Raw genomic sequence first — 16,036 nt, 5'->3', positions numbered from 1 at the left:
CGAGATGCCTCTTGGTCAGCACCCGCTGTTTTAGAGTCAGTATTATATTTCAATTTACCGTAAAACCCTATGGACAAACGCTAAGCTGTTTTTGCCACTAATAAGAACTATTTTATAAAGACTGATTTATAAATGCCAGTTCATAAAAACTATTTCAAAAATACTACCGTATCAGACAGCTCATTACCTGCGGGGTCATGCTCAAGATGATAGTACTGACGCAGGACTTGTCCAACTTCGTCTAACAATTCAGCCAAGCTCTCTTCAGTGTTTTTATTAGCGATGCCAGACACGGCTTTTTCACACATCGCCCGCCAGACTGTGGGGCTCACGTGAGTGCTGATACCGCGATCCGCGACTATCTCTAATTGGTGCTCGCAGATATTGACATAAATCAAGACGCCAGTGTTTTCTTCGGTGTCCCACACTCGATACTCGCTGAACAGATCCACCGCACGCTCGCGACAGTTGATATGGTAAGCCTCCTGAATCGGTAGATGATTTTCTATAATTAAAAACACCTCACCGCGATGACCACGTTCAGCGCTAGTCACCTTATCTGTCAGACGGGCTTTGGCTGCGGCTGTCAGCCATTTGCTATGCATCAAAGGGACAAACAGTACTTGACGCCACCAGCGCGCAAAGCTTGTCTGTGACGAGTTGTTTTGTGCCATTATATTATTTCCTCAAGTAAATCATTACTGACGGTCATTTAGTGTGTTTTTCTATTTAGCACCTACTAGCGATTTACCACGAACCGCCTGCGCCGCCGCCACCGAATCCACCACCGCCGCCGCCAAAGCCGCCGCCACCGAATCCACCACCGCTACCGCCGCCCATGCCGGGCAAGAAAATCATGCCGCCGCCTCTACGACCGCCACCACCGCGTCCGCCACGACCACCGCCGGAGCCACGCGAGATTAAAAATAGCCATATAAATATCGCCATGATTAAGGTCATAAAGAAGCCGCCGCCCAGTGCCAGCGAACCAGCAAAGAAACCACCAGCAGTTAAGATAGAGCCAAATATGCGACCAAAAATACTGGTGATAAAGCTACCAAATATCATCGCCATGACGAATAAAAAAACAGGCGATGGGCTGTCACCAATATCGTTTTGACTTTGACTGCGTTTAGCCGCTTGTGCATCAGCGCGCGCCAATACCTCAGGATCAGCACTAAGACGCATTTTAAGCGCCCCAACGCCTGCTAATATCCCAGCACCATAGTCGTTTTGCTTAAACAGCGGCGTGATATCTTCACGAATAATACGATTGACGGCGGCATCTGGTAGCACCCCTTCTAATCCATAGCCGGTTAAGATGTACATGTCACGATCATTGACCGCCACGACCATCAGCAAGCCATCATCGATGTCTTTATTGCCCAGCTCCCACTTCTCTGCAACTTGTAAGGCATAGTCAAATATTGGCACGCCATTGGTTGTTGGCACAATGACCACAGCTGCTTGCGCCAAGCCTTGCTGATAAATCGACCGTAGCTGCGCCTCTAATCGTTGTTTTTCTTGCGGGTTCAAGATATTGGCTTGGTCAACGACAGGACTATTTAATATCAGCTTATCCGCATCGACGTTTTCAGCGCTTGATTGGACAGCTGGCTTAGCAGGCGCTCGTGTTGCTGGATTTTCACTATTAGCCGTGTCACTGTTAGCCGCATTAGGATTGATTGCATCATTGCCAAGTAGGGCGCCATTAATCGCTTCGTTACCTAAAACCGCCTCGTTAATCGCTTCGTTAGACTCGCCTGCTTTGGCTATCGCCACCAAATCCTCGACGCTGCGATTTTGTTGGATACTCGAGGTGCTATTTGAGCCACTATCACTAGCCACTGCCGTATCATTGGGTGCCGCATACAGCACTGGCGCACTACTGATGCTCAGCGTAAATAGTAATACTGATAAGATTGCTTTTGAATGATTCATCTAATCTATACCACCTCAAGTGCCGTTTTTGCTGAATGCATAGTTGCTATGTTAATTAATACTACATTAATGGTTGCTACGTTAATGACTACTAAACTTCTCTGCTGACTCATCTGCTATGTTTTAAGCATTAACGCCAAAAGCAAAGCGGCAAACACCGCTTTACCTCAATCATCACTTATCTTTATGCTGCAAATGTCTTTTATGCTACCAATATTATGCGTCTTACTTTACTGAGCAGTTGCTGCATCGTCGTCGCCAAAATCAACACTGGGTGCTGTTGAAATGGCGTCTTCGTTGGCTACCGTAAAGTTTGGCTTAGCATCTAGACCAAATACTTTGGCGGTGATGTTGGTTGGGAACTGACGCACTGTTGTATTATAGCTTTGCACTTCTTGAATATAGCGGTTACGAGCCACAGCGATACGGTTTTCCGTGCCTTCTAGCTGTGCTTGCAAATCTTGGAATAGCGCATCTGATTTTAGCTCAGGATAGCGCTCAGACACTGCCATCAGACGTGATAATGCACCGGTCATTTGGTCTTGCGCAGCGGCATAACGCTCCATCGCCTCGGGGTCGTTAAGAAGCTCTGGGGTTATCGTAATACCGCCCGCTTGTGAGCGCGCAGCAGCAACTTGGGTAAACACCTCTTGTTCTTGTTCAGCGTATTGCTGTACGACTTTGACCAAGTTTGGCACTAAGTCTGAGCGGCGTTGGTATTGGTTGACCACTTCTGACCACGAAGCCGTTACCTGCTCATCTTGAGCTTGCAGATTGTTATAACCACAACCCGTCAAACCAACGGTAGAAGTCGCTAATACTGCTGATAGCAACATGGGTTTTATAATGGATTTACGCGTCATCGTTGTCTCTCCTAATAGTGATAAATAACAAATACCTAGTAACACGTTTTTTTATAACGGATATAACCGTTTATTTAACCATCTTGTGCCGCTACTTATCCAGTCTATCAACTGCTGGCCACCTTTAAAATATAGATAATGCTAGCAATGAGTGACGGTTAATACTAATAGCCTACAAGATATCCTGCCAATAATGGCGATATAACTCATCTTTTACAATTCATCGTTACCAAAACACAACCGCAAAGCATGTTTGCCCAATGCTTCACATTGATAATACCCTCGATTCATAATGATAGTCATTATTACTCAGTTGATAGCCATTATTACTCAATAAGCCCACACAGCATTTGTCTACTGCTAATATCTTATTATTCCTTAAACTTTGCTATAGCAAATAAAATATGAATATATCCTTAATAATATGAAGAAATTTCTAGTAATTGCGCCAAAAATATGGCAAATTGCAGTTACGTAGCCGTACGGTTTGAATACATTTGGTAGTGGACTTATCGTTCGTTTAGTATTAGAGGATTATGAACGTCTCATTAACTCTGTTAACGGCCTGCCACAATCTTAGATGACAAGTTGATAGATCTTTACCAGTGTAGCCAATCGATACGACTCATAGCAAGTTGAATGCTATCACTTTACTGATCAGTGTTTAATTACACAACCGACTGTTTTATCCGCTGGTCCATTGATAACAGCTCTTACGTCGATGATGTAATGACAAGATGTACCGCATAATAAATACAGCAAAGGATTGCAACTGCAGCTCATTTTAAAATTGACTCCAATGAGCGGTATACACATGGTCAGTGTTGCGAATAGGCCAAGCGGATAAATATAGACAACTGATATCCATACTCGTTGGTTAATTTAGTAAAAGTTGCAATTGCTTTATTTAACATACGCCACTTTTACTGACTATTACCATGTAGAGAACGTTTGAGGAATATAGATATGGAAGATATTTTTGGAAGTATCAATAATTATATTTGGAGTATCCCTTTAGTAGTTTTGTGCTTAGGTGCAGGCTTATTTTACTCCATCATGACGCGCTTTGTACAAGTACGTCTATTTGGTGAAATGATCAAATTGCTATTTACTGGTAAATCTAGTGCCGATGGTATTTCGTCATTTCAGGCACTGGCAGTATCACTTGCTGGTCGAGTAGGATTGGGTAACATCGCTGGGGTAGCCGCTGCTATCGGATTCGGTGGTCCAGGTGCGGTATTTTGGATGTGGATTGTGGCGTTTTTAGGCGCATCTACTGCTTATGTCGAATCGACACTAGCACAGATTTATAAAGAAAAAGATGTAATCACTGGCGAATACCGTGGTGGTCCCGCTTATTACTTTGAACGCGCTTTAGGCCAAAAATGGTACGGCATTTTATTTGCGATTTCCGCTATCATTTCTTGCGGTATCTTTTTGCCGGGTGTTCAAGCTAATGGCGTTGTTAATGCATTTGCTCAAGTAATGGGCGAAGGTACCGTGATGAACATCGGAGCCTTAGAAGTAGGCTCTATGCGTTTGATTGCATTGGCTATTATTCTAGTGGTTTTAGGTGTCATCATCTTTGGTGGTATTAAACGTATTGCAACCTTTACTGAGTATGCCGTTCCATTCATGGCTTTAGGCTATATTATTCTAGCTTTGATTATCATGTTTAGCAATTTCAGTTTGATTCCAGAAGTATTTGGTTTAATTATTAGTGATGCCTTTACCGCACAAGCTGGTTTTGGTGCTGCTATTTATTTAGGTGTTAAACGCGGTATTTACTCTAACGAAGCCGGTCAAGGTACGGGCCCTCACGCTGCTGCTGCTGCTGAAGTTGAGCATCCCTCACAGCAAGGTCTAGTACAAGCGTTCTCAGTCTACGTTGATACGTTGCTGGTTTGTTCTGCTACGGCCTTTATGATTTTATCTACTGGCATGTATAACATTCAGTGTACTGTGGCAAATAAGTGTACAACTGCAGCTGATGGAGAATTTATTGTCAGCAATATAGATACAGCTACAGAAATTAGCTCTCCAGCATTTACGCAAATGGCTATGGAATCAGTATATGGGGTTTATGGTAACTCGTTTATCGCTCTTGCGGTATTCTTCTTCGCCTTTACGACTATCCTAGCGTACTACTATATCGCTGAAGTCAACGTCACTTATTTGACACGCTTTATCGGTCGTGGTGCTCATAAAACGGGCCTATTATTGGTCAAAATTTTAATCATGGTTATGGTCGCCTACGGTGGTCTTAATTCTGCCGGTTATGTTTGGGTATTGGGTGATATCGGTGTAGGTCTTATGGCTTGGTTGAATATCGTGGGTATTCTTATGATTTTCATTGTGGCTCGTCCTACGCTTACCATGCTTAAAGACTACGAAGCACAGCGTAAAGCTGGCGTGAAACGCTATAGTTTTGATCCTGCTAAATTCGGTATCAAAAACGCCCCTTATTGGGAAGAGCGTCATCTAAAAGAGCAACAAAGAATGACAGCAGATCCACTACGTAAAGAGCATAAATAACGTTCTTTGATGTGCCTACTGTTCACTCTTATTAAGCAAAAATAAAAAAGCCCGAGACCATTGTCTCGGGCTTTTTGGTTTATAAGTTTGGAGTGATTAAAGTAAAAAACAGTAAAGGCAAACATAGCTTTAATAACGGCTTTGAGCGTATTTTCTTATGAGTGTAAGCATCTATAGTTAGTGAAAAGTAATATCGAACCATGAGACACTGCTGATAGCGTCGCGCTTTTAGGGTATTTTGACTATATGGTTAAATGACAGAAGCATCATGGCATTATGCATGGACAAAAAAATGCATGCACAAAAAAAGCCCAGCGCAGCGGCTAGGCTTTTTAGGTATTGCTAGTAGCTTATGTTAGTCGGCGTATAAAAGTACTTATACTTACCTAAACATAAGCCAGATAGTACAACTTACTCAGGCATTAATACGGCATCGATGGTATGTACCACACCGTTAGTCGCCATTATATCAGTACCAGTGATGTTGGCCGTTCCGCCGGTCGCATCAGTAATGACATTAGCATCGCTGATAGAAATCGTTGCGCCGTTAGCGGTTTTGATATCAGTACCATAAGGGATATCAGCGGCTTTAACTTCCATAGCTACTACGTGGTAAGGAAGTACTTTTTTGAGTAGATCGGTGTTAGCGAGTAACTCTTCTTTAGTCACGCCTAACTTCTCTAGTACTGGAGCAAAAGCGTCGTCAGTTGGAGCAAATACGGTGTATTTGGTGTCTTCCATCAACATAGTATCAAGGCCAGCGGCTTGAAGCGCTGCGGTCAAGATAGTTAGGTTCTCATTGCCCGCTGCTATTTCAGCAATCGTTTGAGTCGCCATGGTATCTGCCATTGGGTCAGCCATAGGCTCTGCTTCTGCAGATGGATCAACCATGACTTCAGGCTCAGCCATTGTTTCAGTCGTGGCTTCAGGCTCTACCGGTTCAGTAACAGCTTCTTTGTCATTACAAGCGGCTAGTGACATTGCTGCGGTAACGACGGCGATAGATAGTAAATTCTTCTTTAACATGGGTATATCCTTGTAGATGTTAATTAGTTTATGGGCTTAGTTAATAAAGCGGCTTATTAAAGTGACTTGTGCATTAATGAAGATAACAGTCAGCGATTAATAAGTCTCAGTAATCAACTGGCCAACTCTAAACATGTATTAAAATTAGTTCTGCTATATCAATAAATACGATTTTAACTGATTAATCTGCAATTCATGCTTGTTTAGGTAGCAACACTGTATTGATCACGTGTACTACCCCATTATTGATAAAATAACGTTTATAAAGTAACGTTTAAACAAAAATTGAAGTAAAGATTAGCGTTAAAAATATCTTTAATAATCAGCTTGCACAAACGATGGCTGGTACGAGTACCAGCGTCATCATATAAAAAGACAAAAAGTGAGCACTGCTTTTAATAAGTACTGATTTCAATAAGCACTGCTTTTAATAAACATTGCTGTCAACAATCATGACATCAAAAGTTATTTTGGCATCAATACTCTATCAACCACGTGCACCACACCGTTGGTAGCGGCAATATCTGTTTTGACGATATTAGTTGTACGACCCATCTCATCCATTAGTTGGCCTTTCGGGGTCACCATCAAGGTATCATTGCTCAAGGTCATGACATTGCCAGGCTTCACATCTTTGGCATACATCGCCATATTGCCGTTGATCACGTGATAGCCTAAGATTTTGGTTAACAGTGGCTTATTAGCAAATAACTGAGCTTTGGTCATTTTGGTTTCGGCCAATGCTTGCATAAACGCGGCATTGGTTGGAGCAAATATCGTATAGTTGGCATTAGGGTCAGACAATGCACTCGCAAGGCCTGCCGCTTGTACTGCTTCAACTAATAGCGAGAAGTCCGGGTTGCTCTGGGCAATTTGTACCACATTCATTTTTGCCATAGATTGACTATGCATGGGTGCTTTCATCTCTGCGCTTTTAGTAGGCATCATATTATTACAAGCCGTTAAACCCGCGATCGAAAGCGCTAATGTACCGATAGTAGCAATTTTGGTAATTTTCATAACATTGTCCTTAATGATTGAATCATTCTTGATTATTGTATTACTAATTTACGAGTAGATAATTAACTCTTAAAATTCGCTGGCACTGGCATAGGTAAGTATTAATAATGATTACTAAATAAAAATAATTAACATTTGCTTGTAAGCAGTTCTTACTAAAAGTCAATACTTCTGAAATCAAATTAACATATAGAGCATCCTTATTAGTTCACTTTTACGCTATTTTTGTCATGAGTATGTAATTTATGTCAGTCTTTTAGGTGGCTTAATAGACTTTAATTTTAAAAACAAAGCTTTATGTAATCTTTAAGCGAAATGATATTCATTTGTCCCCTAGTATTTTATGTCATACACTTTAGTCCATGTCGTAGTAGCATGAGCAAGCGAATGCTGAGGAGACAACATCACGCTTTGGTATCGCCAAAACAGCAATCGCTACAATCCCTCGAGACGACGAATTTTCATGCTAAAATAACGTATATTTCTCTCTTTTTAAGCGTGTAATTTTTATTTATTACTTTGAATGGCTCCCAACGCTTTTCTTCTTCCCTATCATAATATTGACGATATAAGCAGTCCTTCTATGACACTACAAACCGCTACTCAAGCAGATAATACCTCAGCTGACGATAACACCACTCCGAACGATTTTGTCCTAACGCCGCCTGAGGTATTTCCTTACAAGGCACAGCAGCTCACCGCTCGCGAGCGTATTACCAAGCAAATGGCTTTACGGATTTTGATGCTCGATGGCGCGATGGGCACGCATATCCAGAATTATAAGCTGGAAGAAGCTGATTATCGCGGGGCGCGCTTCGCTAATATTGAGCAGGACGTACGCGGTAATAACGATCTGTTGGTACTCACGCAGCCGCAGATGATCAAAGAGATTCATAGCGACCACCTGACCGCTGGCGCAGACATTATCGAGACCAATACCTTTAATGGTACGCGGCTGTCGATGGCCGACTACGATATGCAGTATCTGGTGCCAGAATTGAACAAGACGGCTGCCAAGATTGCCCGTGAAGCGGCTGACGAATACACTGCCAAGACGCCTGACAAGCCACGCTTCGTCGCTGGAGTCATAGGGCCAACGTCACGAACTTGCTCGCTATCTCCTGATGTCAACGACCCTGCTTTTCGTAACATTACCTTTGATGAGTTGGTGCTTAATTATCGTGAAGCCACACTGGCGCTCATGGAAGGCGGTGTCGACCTCATCCTAATCGAGACTATTTTTGATACGCTCAATGCCAAAGCTGCCATCTTTGCAGTGACAGGGGTGTTTGATGATATCGGTTTTGAATTACCGATTATGATTTCGGGGACGATTACTGATGCGTCAGGTCGTACACTATCTGGTCAAACGGCAGAAGCCTTTTATAACTCGATTCGCCATGCTAAGCCCTTAACCGTCGGTTTTAACTGTGCACTTGGTGCTGATGCCCTGCGTCCGCATATTCAAACGCTGTCTAATATCGCCAATACCTATGTCTCCGCGCATCCGAACGCCGGTCTGCCGAATGAGTTTGGTGAGTATGATGAAACAGCCGAGGAAACCACGGCCCTGCTAGAGGGCTTTGCCAAAGCAGGTATCTTAAACATCGTCGGTGGCTGCTGTGGTACGACGCCTGAGCATATCCGCCAAATCGCTAATATGGTGGCAAAATATCCACCGCGCGAAATTCCTGAGATTGCGCCTGCCTGCCGCTTATCTGGACTTGAGCCCTTTACCATCACGCCTGAGAGCTTATTCGTCAACGTCGGTGAGCGTACCAACGTCACCGGTTCGAAGAAGTTCTTACGTTTGATTAAAACCGAAGCCTACACGGAAGCACTTGATGTTGCCCGCGATCAAGTCGAAGGCGGCGCGCAAATCGTCGATATCAACATGGATGAAGGCATGCTCGACTCCAAGCAGGCGATGATTCACTTCGTCAACTTGGTCTCAGGCGAGCCGGATATCAGCCGTGTACCCTTAATGATTGACTCGTCTAAATGGGACATCATCGAAGAAGGTCTCAAGCGCACACAGGGCAAATCTGTCGTCAACTCTATCTCCTTAAAAGAAGGTCATGCTGAGTTCGTTGAACGCGCCAAACTGTGTATGCGCTACGGCGCCGCTATTATCGTCATGGCCTTTGATGAAGACGGACAAGCCGATACTTATGAGCGTAAAACTGAGATTTGTCAGCGCAGCTATGATGTCTTGGTCAATGAAGTCGGCTTTCCATCAGAAGATATCATCTTTGACCCGAATATTTTTGCGGTCGCCACCGGTATCACTGAGCACAACAATTATGGCGCAGACTTTATCAATGCGACCAAATGGATTACCGATAACCTGCCCAATGCCATGGTATCGGGCGGCGTCTCTAACGTCTCGTTTAGCTTCCGTGGTAATCCGATTCGTGAAGCCATCAACTCCGTATTCCTTTATCATGCAATTCAAAATGGCTTAACCATGGGTATCGTTAACCCTGCCATGCTTCAGCTGTATGATGACATCCCTAAAGAAGCACGCGATGCCATCGAAGACGTGATGCTCAACCGCAATCAAGGCGAAACCGGTCAAGATGCCACTGAGCGCCTGATGACGGTCGCTGAAAACTACCAAGACGGTGGTAAGAAAAAAGACAGCACTGTCGACATGAGCTGGCGCGAAGGCACGGTAGAAGCCCGTATCGCGCACGCATTGGTCAAAGGCATTACTACCTTTATCGAAGCCGATACCAAAGAAGCGTGGGAGAAGTACCCCAAACCCCTCGATGTCATCGAAGGGCCACTCATGGACGGCATGAATATCGTCGGTGATTTATTTGGCTCGGGTAAAATGTTCTTACCGCAAGTGGTCAAGTCGGCACGGGTGATGAAACAATCGGTAGCGTGGCTGAACCCGTACATCGAAGCGGAAAAAGTCGAAGGCGAGGTCAAAGGTAAAATCCTTATGGCGACCGTCAAAGGCGACGTCCATGATATCGGCAAAAACATCGTCGGCGTGGTACTCGGCTGTAATGGCTATGACATCGTCGATCTAGGCGTGATGGTGCCGTGTGATAAGATCCTCGATACCGCTATTGCCGAAAAAGTCGATATCATCGGGCTATCGGGTCTGATTACCCCAAGCCTCGATGAGATGGTCTATGTCGCCAAGCAAATGCAAGAACGCGGCATGACCCTACCGCTGATGATTGGCGGGGCAACGACGTCTAAAGCGCATACTGCGGTCAAAGTCGAGCCGCAATATCAAAACGATGCCGTCATCTATGTATCCGACGCCTCACGTGCAGTCGGCGTGGTCACCAAGCTGCTCTCTAAAGAGAACCGTGTACAGTTAATTGATGATACTCGCGCCGAATACATTAAAGTGCGTGAGCGTCTGGCCAAGCGCCAGCCCAAAGCCGCTAAGATATCGTACGCTGAGTCGGTTAAGATTGGCTTTCAATACGATTGGGAAAACTATACGCCGCCTGTCCCTAATAAGTTAGGGCAAGTAATATTTGACGACTACCCCATCACTAACCTGTTGTCTTATATTGACTGGACACCGTTCTTTATCTCTTGGGGACTCACAGGTAAATATCCCCAAATTTTGCAAGATGATGTGGTTGGTGAAGCGGCTCGTGATCTGTTTGGTAATGCCGAGGACATCCTACAAAAGATAATTGATGAAAAGTTAGTCGTGGCAAAGGGCGTGTTTAAATTGATGCCAGCCCGTCGCACGGCTGCCGACACTGTCACCGTCTATGATCAAGCGCCGACTGAGGGCGGCACAGCAGAATATCAGTTTGAGCATCTGCGCCAACAAAGCGACAAAGCCAGCGGCAAGCCGAACTTTAGCTTGGCGGACTTTATCTCGCCATCAGAGTCGTGTACTGATTACTTGGGCGGCTTTACGGTATCGATGGTGGGTACAGAAGCACTCGCTGAAAAGTATAAAGCGGCTGGTGATGACTATAACGCTATCATGGTGCAGGCTTTGTCAGACCGTTTGGCAGAAGCTTTTGCGGAGCATTTGCACGAGCTGATCCGTAAAGACTATTGGGGCTACCAAGCTGATGAGTCTTTAACCAATGATGAGATGATCAAGGAAAAATACGTCGGTATCCGCCCTGCGCCTGGCTACCCTGCCTGTCCGGAACACACGGAAAAAGGTAAGCTATTCGAATGGTTAGGTACTACCGATGCGATCGGTACGACATTAACGGAAAGCTATGCAATGTGGCCGGGCTCATCGGTCAGCGGCTTTTATTACTCGCATCCTGATAGTGAATACTTCAACGTCGGAAAAATCGGCCGTGATCAGTTAGAGAGTTATGCTGAGCGTAAAGGTTGGGATATGAAAACGGCTGAGAAGTGGTTGAATCCGAATTTGTAGGGATGAAATTTAGTCAATCCCTAAACATCTGATAGTTATTTTTGGCTTACTTATTTAATATGAGTAAGCCATTTTTTTATAAAATAATAGCCTGCTCCACGTCAGCAAACTTATCGCTACCTTGATAGCAAAATACTTTTATCATTTCCTGACTACATACGTGCTAAGTTATTGCCTACTATGATTTTCAGGAAGAAAGGTTATGAATCAAATTGCTCTACTGTCCAGTTGGATTGGCAAAACTTTTGCAATTTGGGCATTGGTCAGTGCTGTCTTAGGATTTATTTTTCCTGCATTCTTTGCCTCGTTGGCGTTTTTGATTGTGCCTATCTTAGGTATTATCATGTTTGGCATGGGCATGACTTTGAAGACGGAAGACTTCGTAGAAATCATTAAGCGACCAAAGCCCGTATTGGTTGGGCTGTTGGCACAATTTACCTTAATGCCTTTGATTGCTTACTTGCTAACCGTCATCTTTAATCTTGATCCTTTGATCGCTGTTGGGGTTATTTTGGTTGGCTGTTGCCCCGGTGGTACGTCTAGTAATGTGATTACGTTCTTAGCCAAAGGCGACGTGGCGCTAAGTGTTGCCATTACTTCTATATCCACCCTACTTGCGCCTTTTTTGACGCCTATTCTGTTAAATATTTTTGCCGGTCAATTGATTGATATTGATTTAGCCAGTATGATGCTAACCATTACTAAAATCGTTATTTTACCGATATTATTAGGGGTTATTTTCCACAAATTTTTGGGTAAAAAGATCGAGTTCGTCACCGAGATATTACCGATGGTGTCGGTATTGGGTATCTCTATCATTATAGCCGCAGTGGTTGCCGTGTCTAAAGCCACTATTTTAGAAAGTGGTGCTATCGTATTTGTCGTCGTAGCATTACATAATATGCTGGGTTACACCTTGGGATATGTAATCGCTCGCTTGTCCGGCTTCACTGAGAAACAACGCCGCGCCATTATGATTGAGGTGGGCATGCAAAACTCTGGACTTGGCGCTGCCCTTGCGGCGACTTATTTTAATCCTGTCGCTGCCCTGCCTAGTGCCATCTTTAGTGTCTGGCATAACTTTAGTGGTGCATTGGTTGCTAATATCTTTGCCAAAAGAGATGCTCGTTAAGTGATAGTTTTTATTACTATTATCCTGATAGTGAATACTTCAACGTCGGTAAAATCAGTACCGATCAGCTAGAAAGCTATGCTGAGCATAAAGGCTGGGATATAAAGACTGCTGAGAGGTGGTTAAATCTGAATCTGTAGACCGTTGAAAACTTTCTATTAGCAGACTTTAATCGTTCGATATTGAAGATAATCAAGTCTGTTGAAGTAAGTGTACGCATTTAGCAAAACACCACTACTAATTTGTCAGCAATCAACCAAAGCATACTATCTAAATTTAAAGTCCCAAACATGGACTTTGCTAATGCCAGAAGTTCTTTTTTGCACTTTTTGAACGAAATCATACTGAATGCCAACTTCAGCAACTGGTCCTGTATTCTTATCTATTGCAAACCAAATCATTCCCAATGCTTGTGGTTTTGGGCCTATAGGCATTAACACTAGGTTTTCTGATGATCTTAACTCTTGATGAGCTTCGAAAACACTTAAATAAGTACGGACTGGATCATCTGCTGGCGCTATATGAATATCTGCATTATGCGTATCTAATATCTGATAGTTATTCCTAATAGTGTGATTCTCCCATCCTACATTAAAAGGAGGTATCCCAATAATCACAGCTTTATTGTCTTCAATCCTAATTTCATCAGAACCGAGAAAACCTGCTAATCTGTGCGACTCATAACCTATGCTAATTAAATATCGCTTATCTTTATGTGGAAGGATTTCACAAAAGCTAAGATAGTCAAGTCCGTTACCATCTTCTGATAAAAAACTATTAGTTTGTAGATTCGATCCATCTTTTGTATTACCTTCAGCGTATCCTTTTGGTTCAGAATAAGCTATATGCGCAAAAGTCAAAATATCATTACATGACTTTAAAAAATGGTAAAGTTCAGGAAGATCAAATGTAGAGATGTCAATCAATAGATGTGATTGACTGTCTTCTTTACTTTGGATAAATTTATTCAAATCAGTAACTGATACTTCTTCGTTATCTAGATAGAATTTAGGAGTTCCCGTTTGAAGATATATAACATTGAATACATATATATTTTTATTATATTCTTCAAATTTGCCACCTAAGAATTTACATCTGTCGTCAATCTCATAGTGATTACCAACTATAAGACAGTCAATCTCATCTAGAATACTACACCAGTTATCACCTTCTTTATGTTCATACCAATTGCTGCATTTCATTAAAATAGCTCCGCTTGTGTATCAGCTTTGAAGCTAATGCTGTTATTATTTTTTTCCATCGAGTCTCTATACTTTATCCATTGCTCATTATTAGCATTAAATAGAATATCTAACTCTTCAGAAGAGAACTTTTTCTTGTGCATCTTTCTATATGAGATACCAAAGGCAGGAGCGTAAATAGGATTGAGTTGGTAATCGTATTTATTAATATCAATATTGTTCTTCTCTTTAGTGACTTCATGCTGAATAAGTACGTTCCAGCATAGAGCTTGGTTTAAAACTTTCTGCATTTGTTCGTCTAAAGAATCTGTCACTATACCAAAATGGTTGATTTCTGGTTCTGTTATTGGAGTTAGTTGATGCTTTATTCTAAACAACTCACCAAGTCTCTGAACAATTATATTCAATCTTTGTCCCATTGGAGCAAACGAAGTTACTTCGTTCAACAGCTTTGCACTAGTTATATTTGCAGCTTTATGCATCGTATCGTTCGATATATTAAATAAATCATCCAACTCTAAATTTTGTTGTCCATCTTTTGATTTCAGATGAAGTTGAAATGTTTGATAGCAAAGTTCAAGAAAATGTCTAACATTGCTGGAACTAAGGATCATAAACCTATCAAATCCACTATAGATTGGAATATTATTATAAGCAGAAGTTATATTTAATTTAAATACACCTGATGGAGCATAGTGACGAATCTTCTCTTCTAGACTTTTTTCTTCGGCGTCAGATAGGTTGTTTAGTAAATATCTATCGATTGAGTTTGGTTTAAAGTTTCTTTGCCCTTTTATAGCTACCAATGCCACGGCTAGATCAGGTTTTAGCAAGACTCTCTGAACTAACTCTTCTTCTAAGCCATCGTCCGAAGTACGGAGTTCCTTGGATAAACGACTTAGAAAGCCACTATTTTCCTTAGAATAAGATTTGATTATGCTACTTACAGTATGATGAACAAGCATATTTTTTACATTTTCAGAAGATTGTTCAAAACTACATTCAGAATATTTTATCTTATCAATAGCTACCATCAGTATTTTAGAAAAGAAATTATTAATATCTAACTTGTTAGAATCCTCAATAATTTGATCAATATTAACTTCTCTATAATCATTCTGTTTCTGAAGCTGTTCACTATTCTGACTATTTGTGTGTACATAATTAGATATCTCGGCGTGAGCCTTATAGGCGACATTCCAACTTATAAAACCATCTGAATGCTTCCTTAACGCATTTATGAAAGCCTGCTGATTCAAAGTAAAGTTCTCAAATTCATCAATATAAATTTTAAACGAAGTGTTACTAAATAATGAGTAGCTCTTCAATTTTTCTAGAATTGTCCTTATTAATAAATTTGGTATTAATGATTTCAGCATATTTCCAGACAATATATTGCTATATATTGTCTGAAACAACAGGTCAAGTTCAAAAACTACATTTTTTATATCATTAACTTCAATATCATATATGCGACTTATCAGTGCAATAACTTCCTTCTCTAGATTTATCTCTTCTGCTTCTAATGGAAAATGATTAATTGTATTCCGAATTAAACCAATGATTTCTTTGGTTATTTCTATGGTTATTAAAGATTGAAAAAAGGCGTCTTCTAAAATTGGGCTCAAATCACGCCTTTCTATTGCTCTAGAGAATATAGTATCTGGTTTCCAGTAGAGAACTATATTTTTTAAATCATCTATTTGAGCGTTCACACCATCACCGAACTGAGTCCAATGTGAGAAATACCTTAAATACATTGTTTTACCAGATCCTCGACCACCTACTAAAGCAATTGAATGTTCGTAATTTAAAATGTTTACTTGCTCAAAAAATGGTGGTTTAACGAAGCTTGATAATACGCTTCTGTTATTTACTTTAAACTCAGTACGAGCAACAGATAAATTAGTGAGTAATTTTTCAACAGTTGTCATAA

Annotated in this window: 10 protein-coding genes and 1 pseudogene; 4 read left to right on the top strand and 7 right to left on the bottom strand. The window is 41.9% G+C overall.

The features are described 5' to 3' along the window. Positions 1-149 precede the first annotated feature (149 nt). The 3 genes from W293_RS0109135 to W293_RS0109125 all read right to left on the bottom strand — a co-directional run bounded on the left by W293_RS0109135 (position 150) and on the right by W293_RS0109125 (position 2,804). Positions 150-674, bottom strand: coding sequence for a TPM domain-containing protein (locus W293_RS0109135; RefSeq protein ID WP_025652148.1), 525 nt, complete (start codon positions 672-674; stop codon positions 150-152). 73 nt (positions 675-747) lie between these two features. Next, positions 748-1,941 carry a TPM domain-containing protein gene (locus tag W293_RS0109130; protein WP_025652147.1) on the bottom strand — a complete coding sequence of 398 codons (1,194 nt, stop codon included), beginning with the start codon at positions 1,939-1,941 and terminating at the stop codon, positions 748-750. A gap of 230 nt (positions 1,942-2,171) precedes the next feature. Beyond that, a complete protein-coding gene (locus W293_RS0109125; RefSeq protein ID WP_025652146.1) occupies positions 2,172-2,804 on the bottom strand; it encodes a LemA family protein in 633 nt (210 codons plus the stop codon). Positions 2,805-3,770: 966 nt separating this feature from the next. Between W293_RS0109125 and W293_RS0109120 the strand changes: the two genes are divergently transcribed. Then, positions 3,771-5,339, top strand: a complete 1,569-nt coding sequence (locus tag W293_RS0109120) for an alanine/glycine:cation symporter family protein (protein WP_025652145.1) — start codon at positions 3,771-3,773, stop codon at positions 5,337-5,339. Positions 5,340-5,750: 411 nt separating this feature from the next. Here the strand turns inward: W293_RS0109120 and W293_RS0109115 are convergent, their stop codons facing one another. Both W293_RS0109115 and W293_RS0109110 read right to left on the bottom strand, forming a co-directional pair. Next, positions 5,751-6,365, bottom strand: coding sequence for a fasciclin domain-containing protein (locus W293_RS0109115; RefSeq protein WP_025652144.1), 615 nt, complete (start codon positions 6,363-6,365; stop codon positions 5,751-5,753). A gap of 465 nt (positions 6,366-6,830) precedes the next feature. Further along, positions 6,831-7,385: a fasciclin domain-containing protein gene (locus W293_RS0109110; RefSeq protein ID WP_025652143.1), complete on the bottom strand. Its 555-nt coding sequence runs from the start codon at positions 7,383-7,385 to the stop codon at positions 6,831-6,833. Between the two features lie 583 nt (positions 7,386-7,968). On the opposite strand from W293_RS0109110, the gene metH reads away from it, so the two are divergent. The 3 genes and pseudogenes from metH to W293_RS17250 form a co-directional block, all read left to right on the top strand. Further along, positions 7,969-11,766 (top strand): methionine synthase, encoded by a 3,798-nt coding sequence (gene metH / locus W293_RS0109105; RefSeq protein ID WP_025652142.1) that lies wholly within the window; start codon positions 7,969-7,971, stop codon positions 11,764-11,766. A 202-nt stretch (positions 11,767-11,968) separates the two neighbouring features. Beyond that, positions 11,969-12,898, top strand: a complete 930-nt coding sequence (locus tag W293_RS0109100; RefSeq protein ID WP_025652141.1) for a bile acid:sodium symporter family protein — start codon at positions 11,969-11,971, stop codon at positions 12,896-12,898. Positions 12,899-12,906: 8 nt separating this feature from the next. Continuing rightward, positions 12,907-13,038: pseudogene (locus W293_RS17250) on the top strand (vitamin B12 dependent-methionine synthase activation domain-containing protein); the annotation flags it as partial. Between the two features lie 126 nt (positions 13,039-13,164). On the opposite strand, the gene W293_RS0109095 reads toward W293_RS17250, so the two are convergent. Beyond that, the gene (locus W293_RS0109095; RefSeq protein ID WP_025652140.1) at positions 13,165-14,100 is read right to left on the bottom strand and encodes a hypothetical protein; all 936 of its coding nucleotides are present in this window, start codon (positions 14,098-14,100) and stop codon (positions 13,165-13,167) included. Beyond that, positions 14,100-16,034, bottom strand: a complete 1,935-nt coding sequence (locus tag W293_RS0109090) for a hypothetical protein (protein ID WP_025652139.1) — start codon at positions 16,032-16,034, stop codon at positions 14,100-14,102. Before W293_RS0109090 ends, W293_RS0109095 begins: the two co-directional genes overlap by 1 nt. Positions 16,035-16,036 lie beyond the last annotated feature (2 nt).

Source organism: Psychrobacter sp. TB67 (assembly GCF_000511065.1).
Taxonomy (GTDB): domain Bacteria; phylum Pseudomonadota; class Gammaproteobacteria; order Pseudomonadales; family Moraxellaceae; genus Psychrobacter; species Psychrobacter okhotskensis.
Note: the sequence above shows the minus strand (reverse complement) of the source record. Positions and strands in the feature narration are given on the sequence as shown.

Bases quoted from the DNA above. Each gene is read 5' to 3' on its own strand.
- W293_RS0109095 (WP_025652140.1), bottom strand. From the start codon at position 14,100: ATGAAATGCAGCAATTGGTATGAACATAAAGAAGGTGATAACTGGTGT.
- W293_RS0109120 (WP_025652145.1), top strand. From the start codon at position 3,771: ATGGAAGATATTTTTGGAAGTATCAATAATTATATTTGGAGTATCCCT.
- W293_RS0109090 (WP_025652139.1), bottom strand. From the start codon at position 16,034: ATGACAACTGTTGAAAAATTACTCACTAATTTATCTGTTGCTCGTACT.
- W293_RS0109110 (WP_025652143.1), bottom strand. From the start codon at position 7,385: ATGAAAATTACCAAAATTGCTACTATCGGTACATTAGCGCTTTCGATC.
- W293_RS0109135 (WP_025652148.1), bottom strand. From the start codon at position 674: ATGGCACAAAACAACTCGTCACAGACAAGCTTTGCGCGCTGGTGGCGT.
- metH (WP_025652142.1), top strand. From the start codon at position 7,969: ATGACACTACAAACCGCTACTCAAGCAGATAATACCTCAGCTGACGAT.
- W293_RS0109100 (WP_025652141.1), top strand. From the start codon at position 11,969: ATGAATCAAATTGCTCTACTGTCCAGTTGGATTGGCAAAACTTTTGCA.
- W293_RS0109115 (WP_025652144.1), bottom strand. From the start codon at position 6,365: ATGTTAAAGAAGAATTTACTATCTATCGCCGTCGTTACCGCAGCAATG.
- W293_RS0109130 (WP_025652147.1), bottom strand. From the start codon at position 1,941: ATGAATCATTCAAAAGCAATCTTATCAGTATTACTATTTACGCTGAGC.
- W293_RS0109125 (WP_025652146.1), bottom strand. From the start codon at position 2,804: ATGACGCGTAAATCCATTATAAAACCCATGTTGCTATCAGCAGTATTA.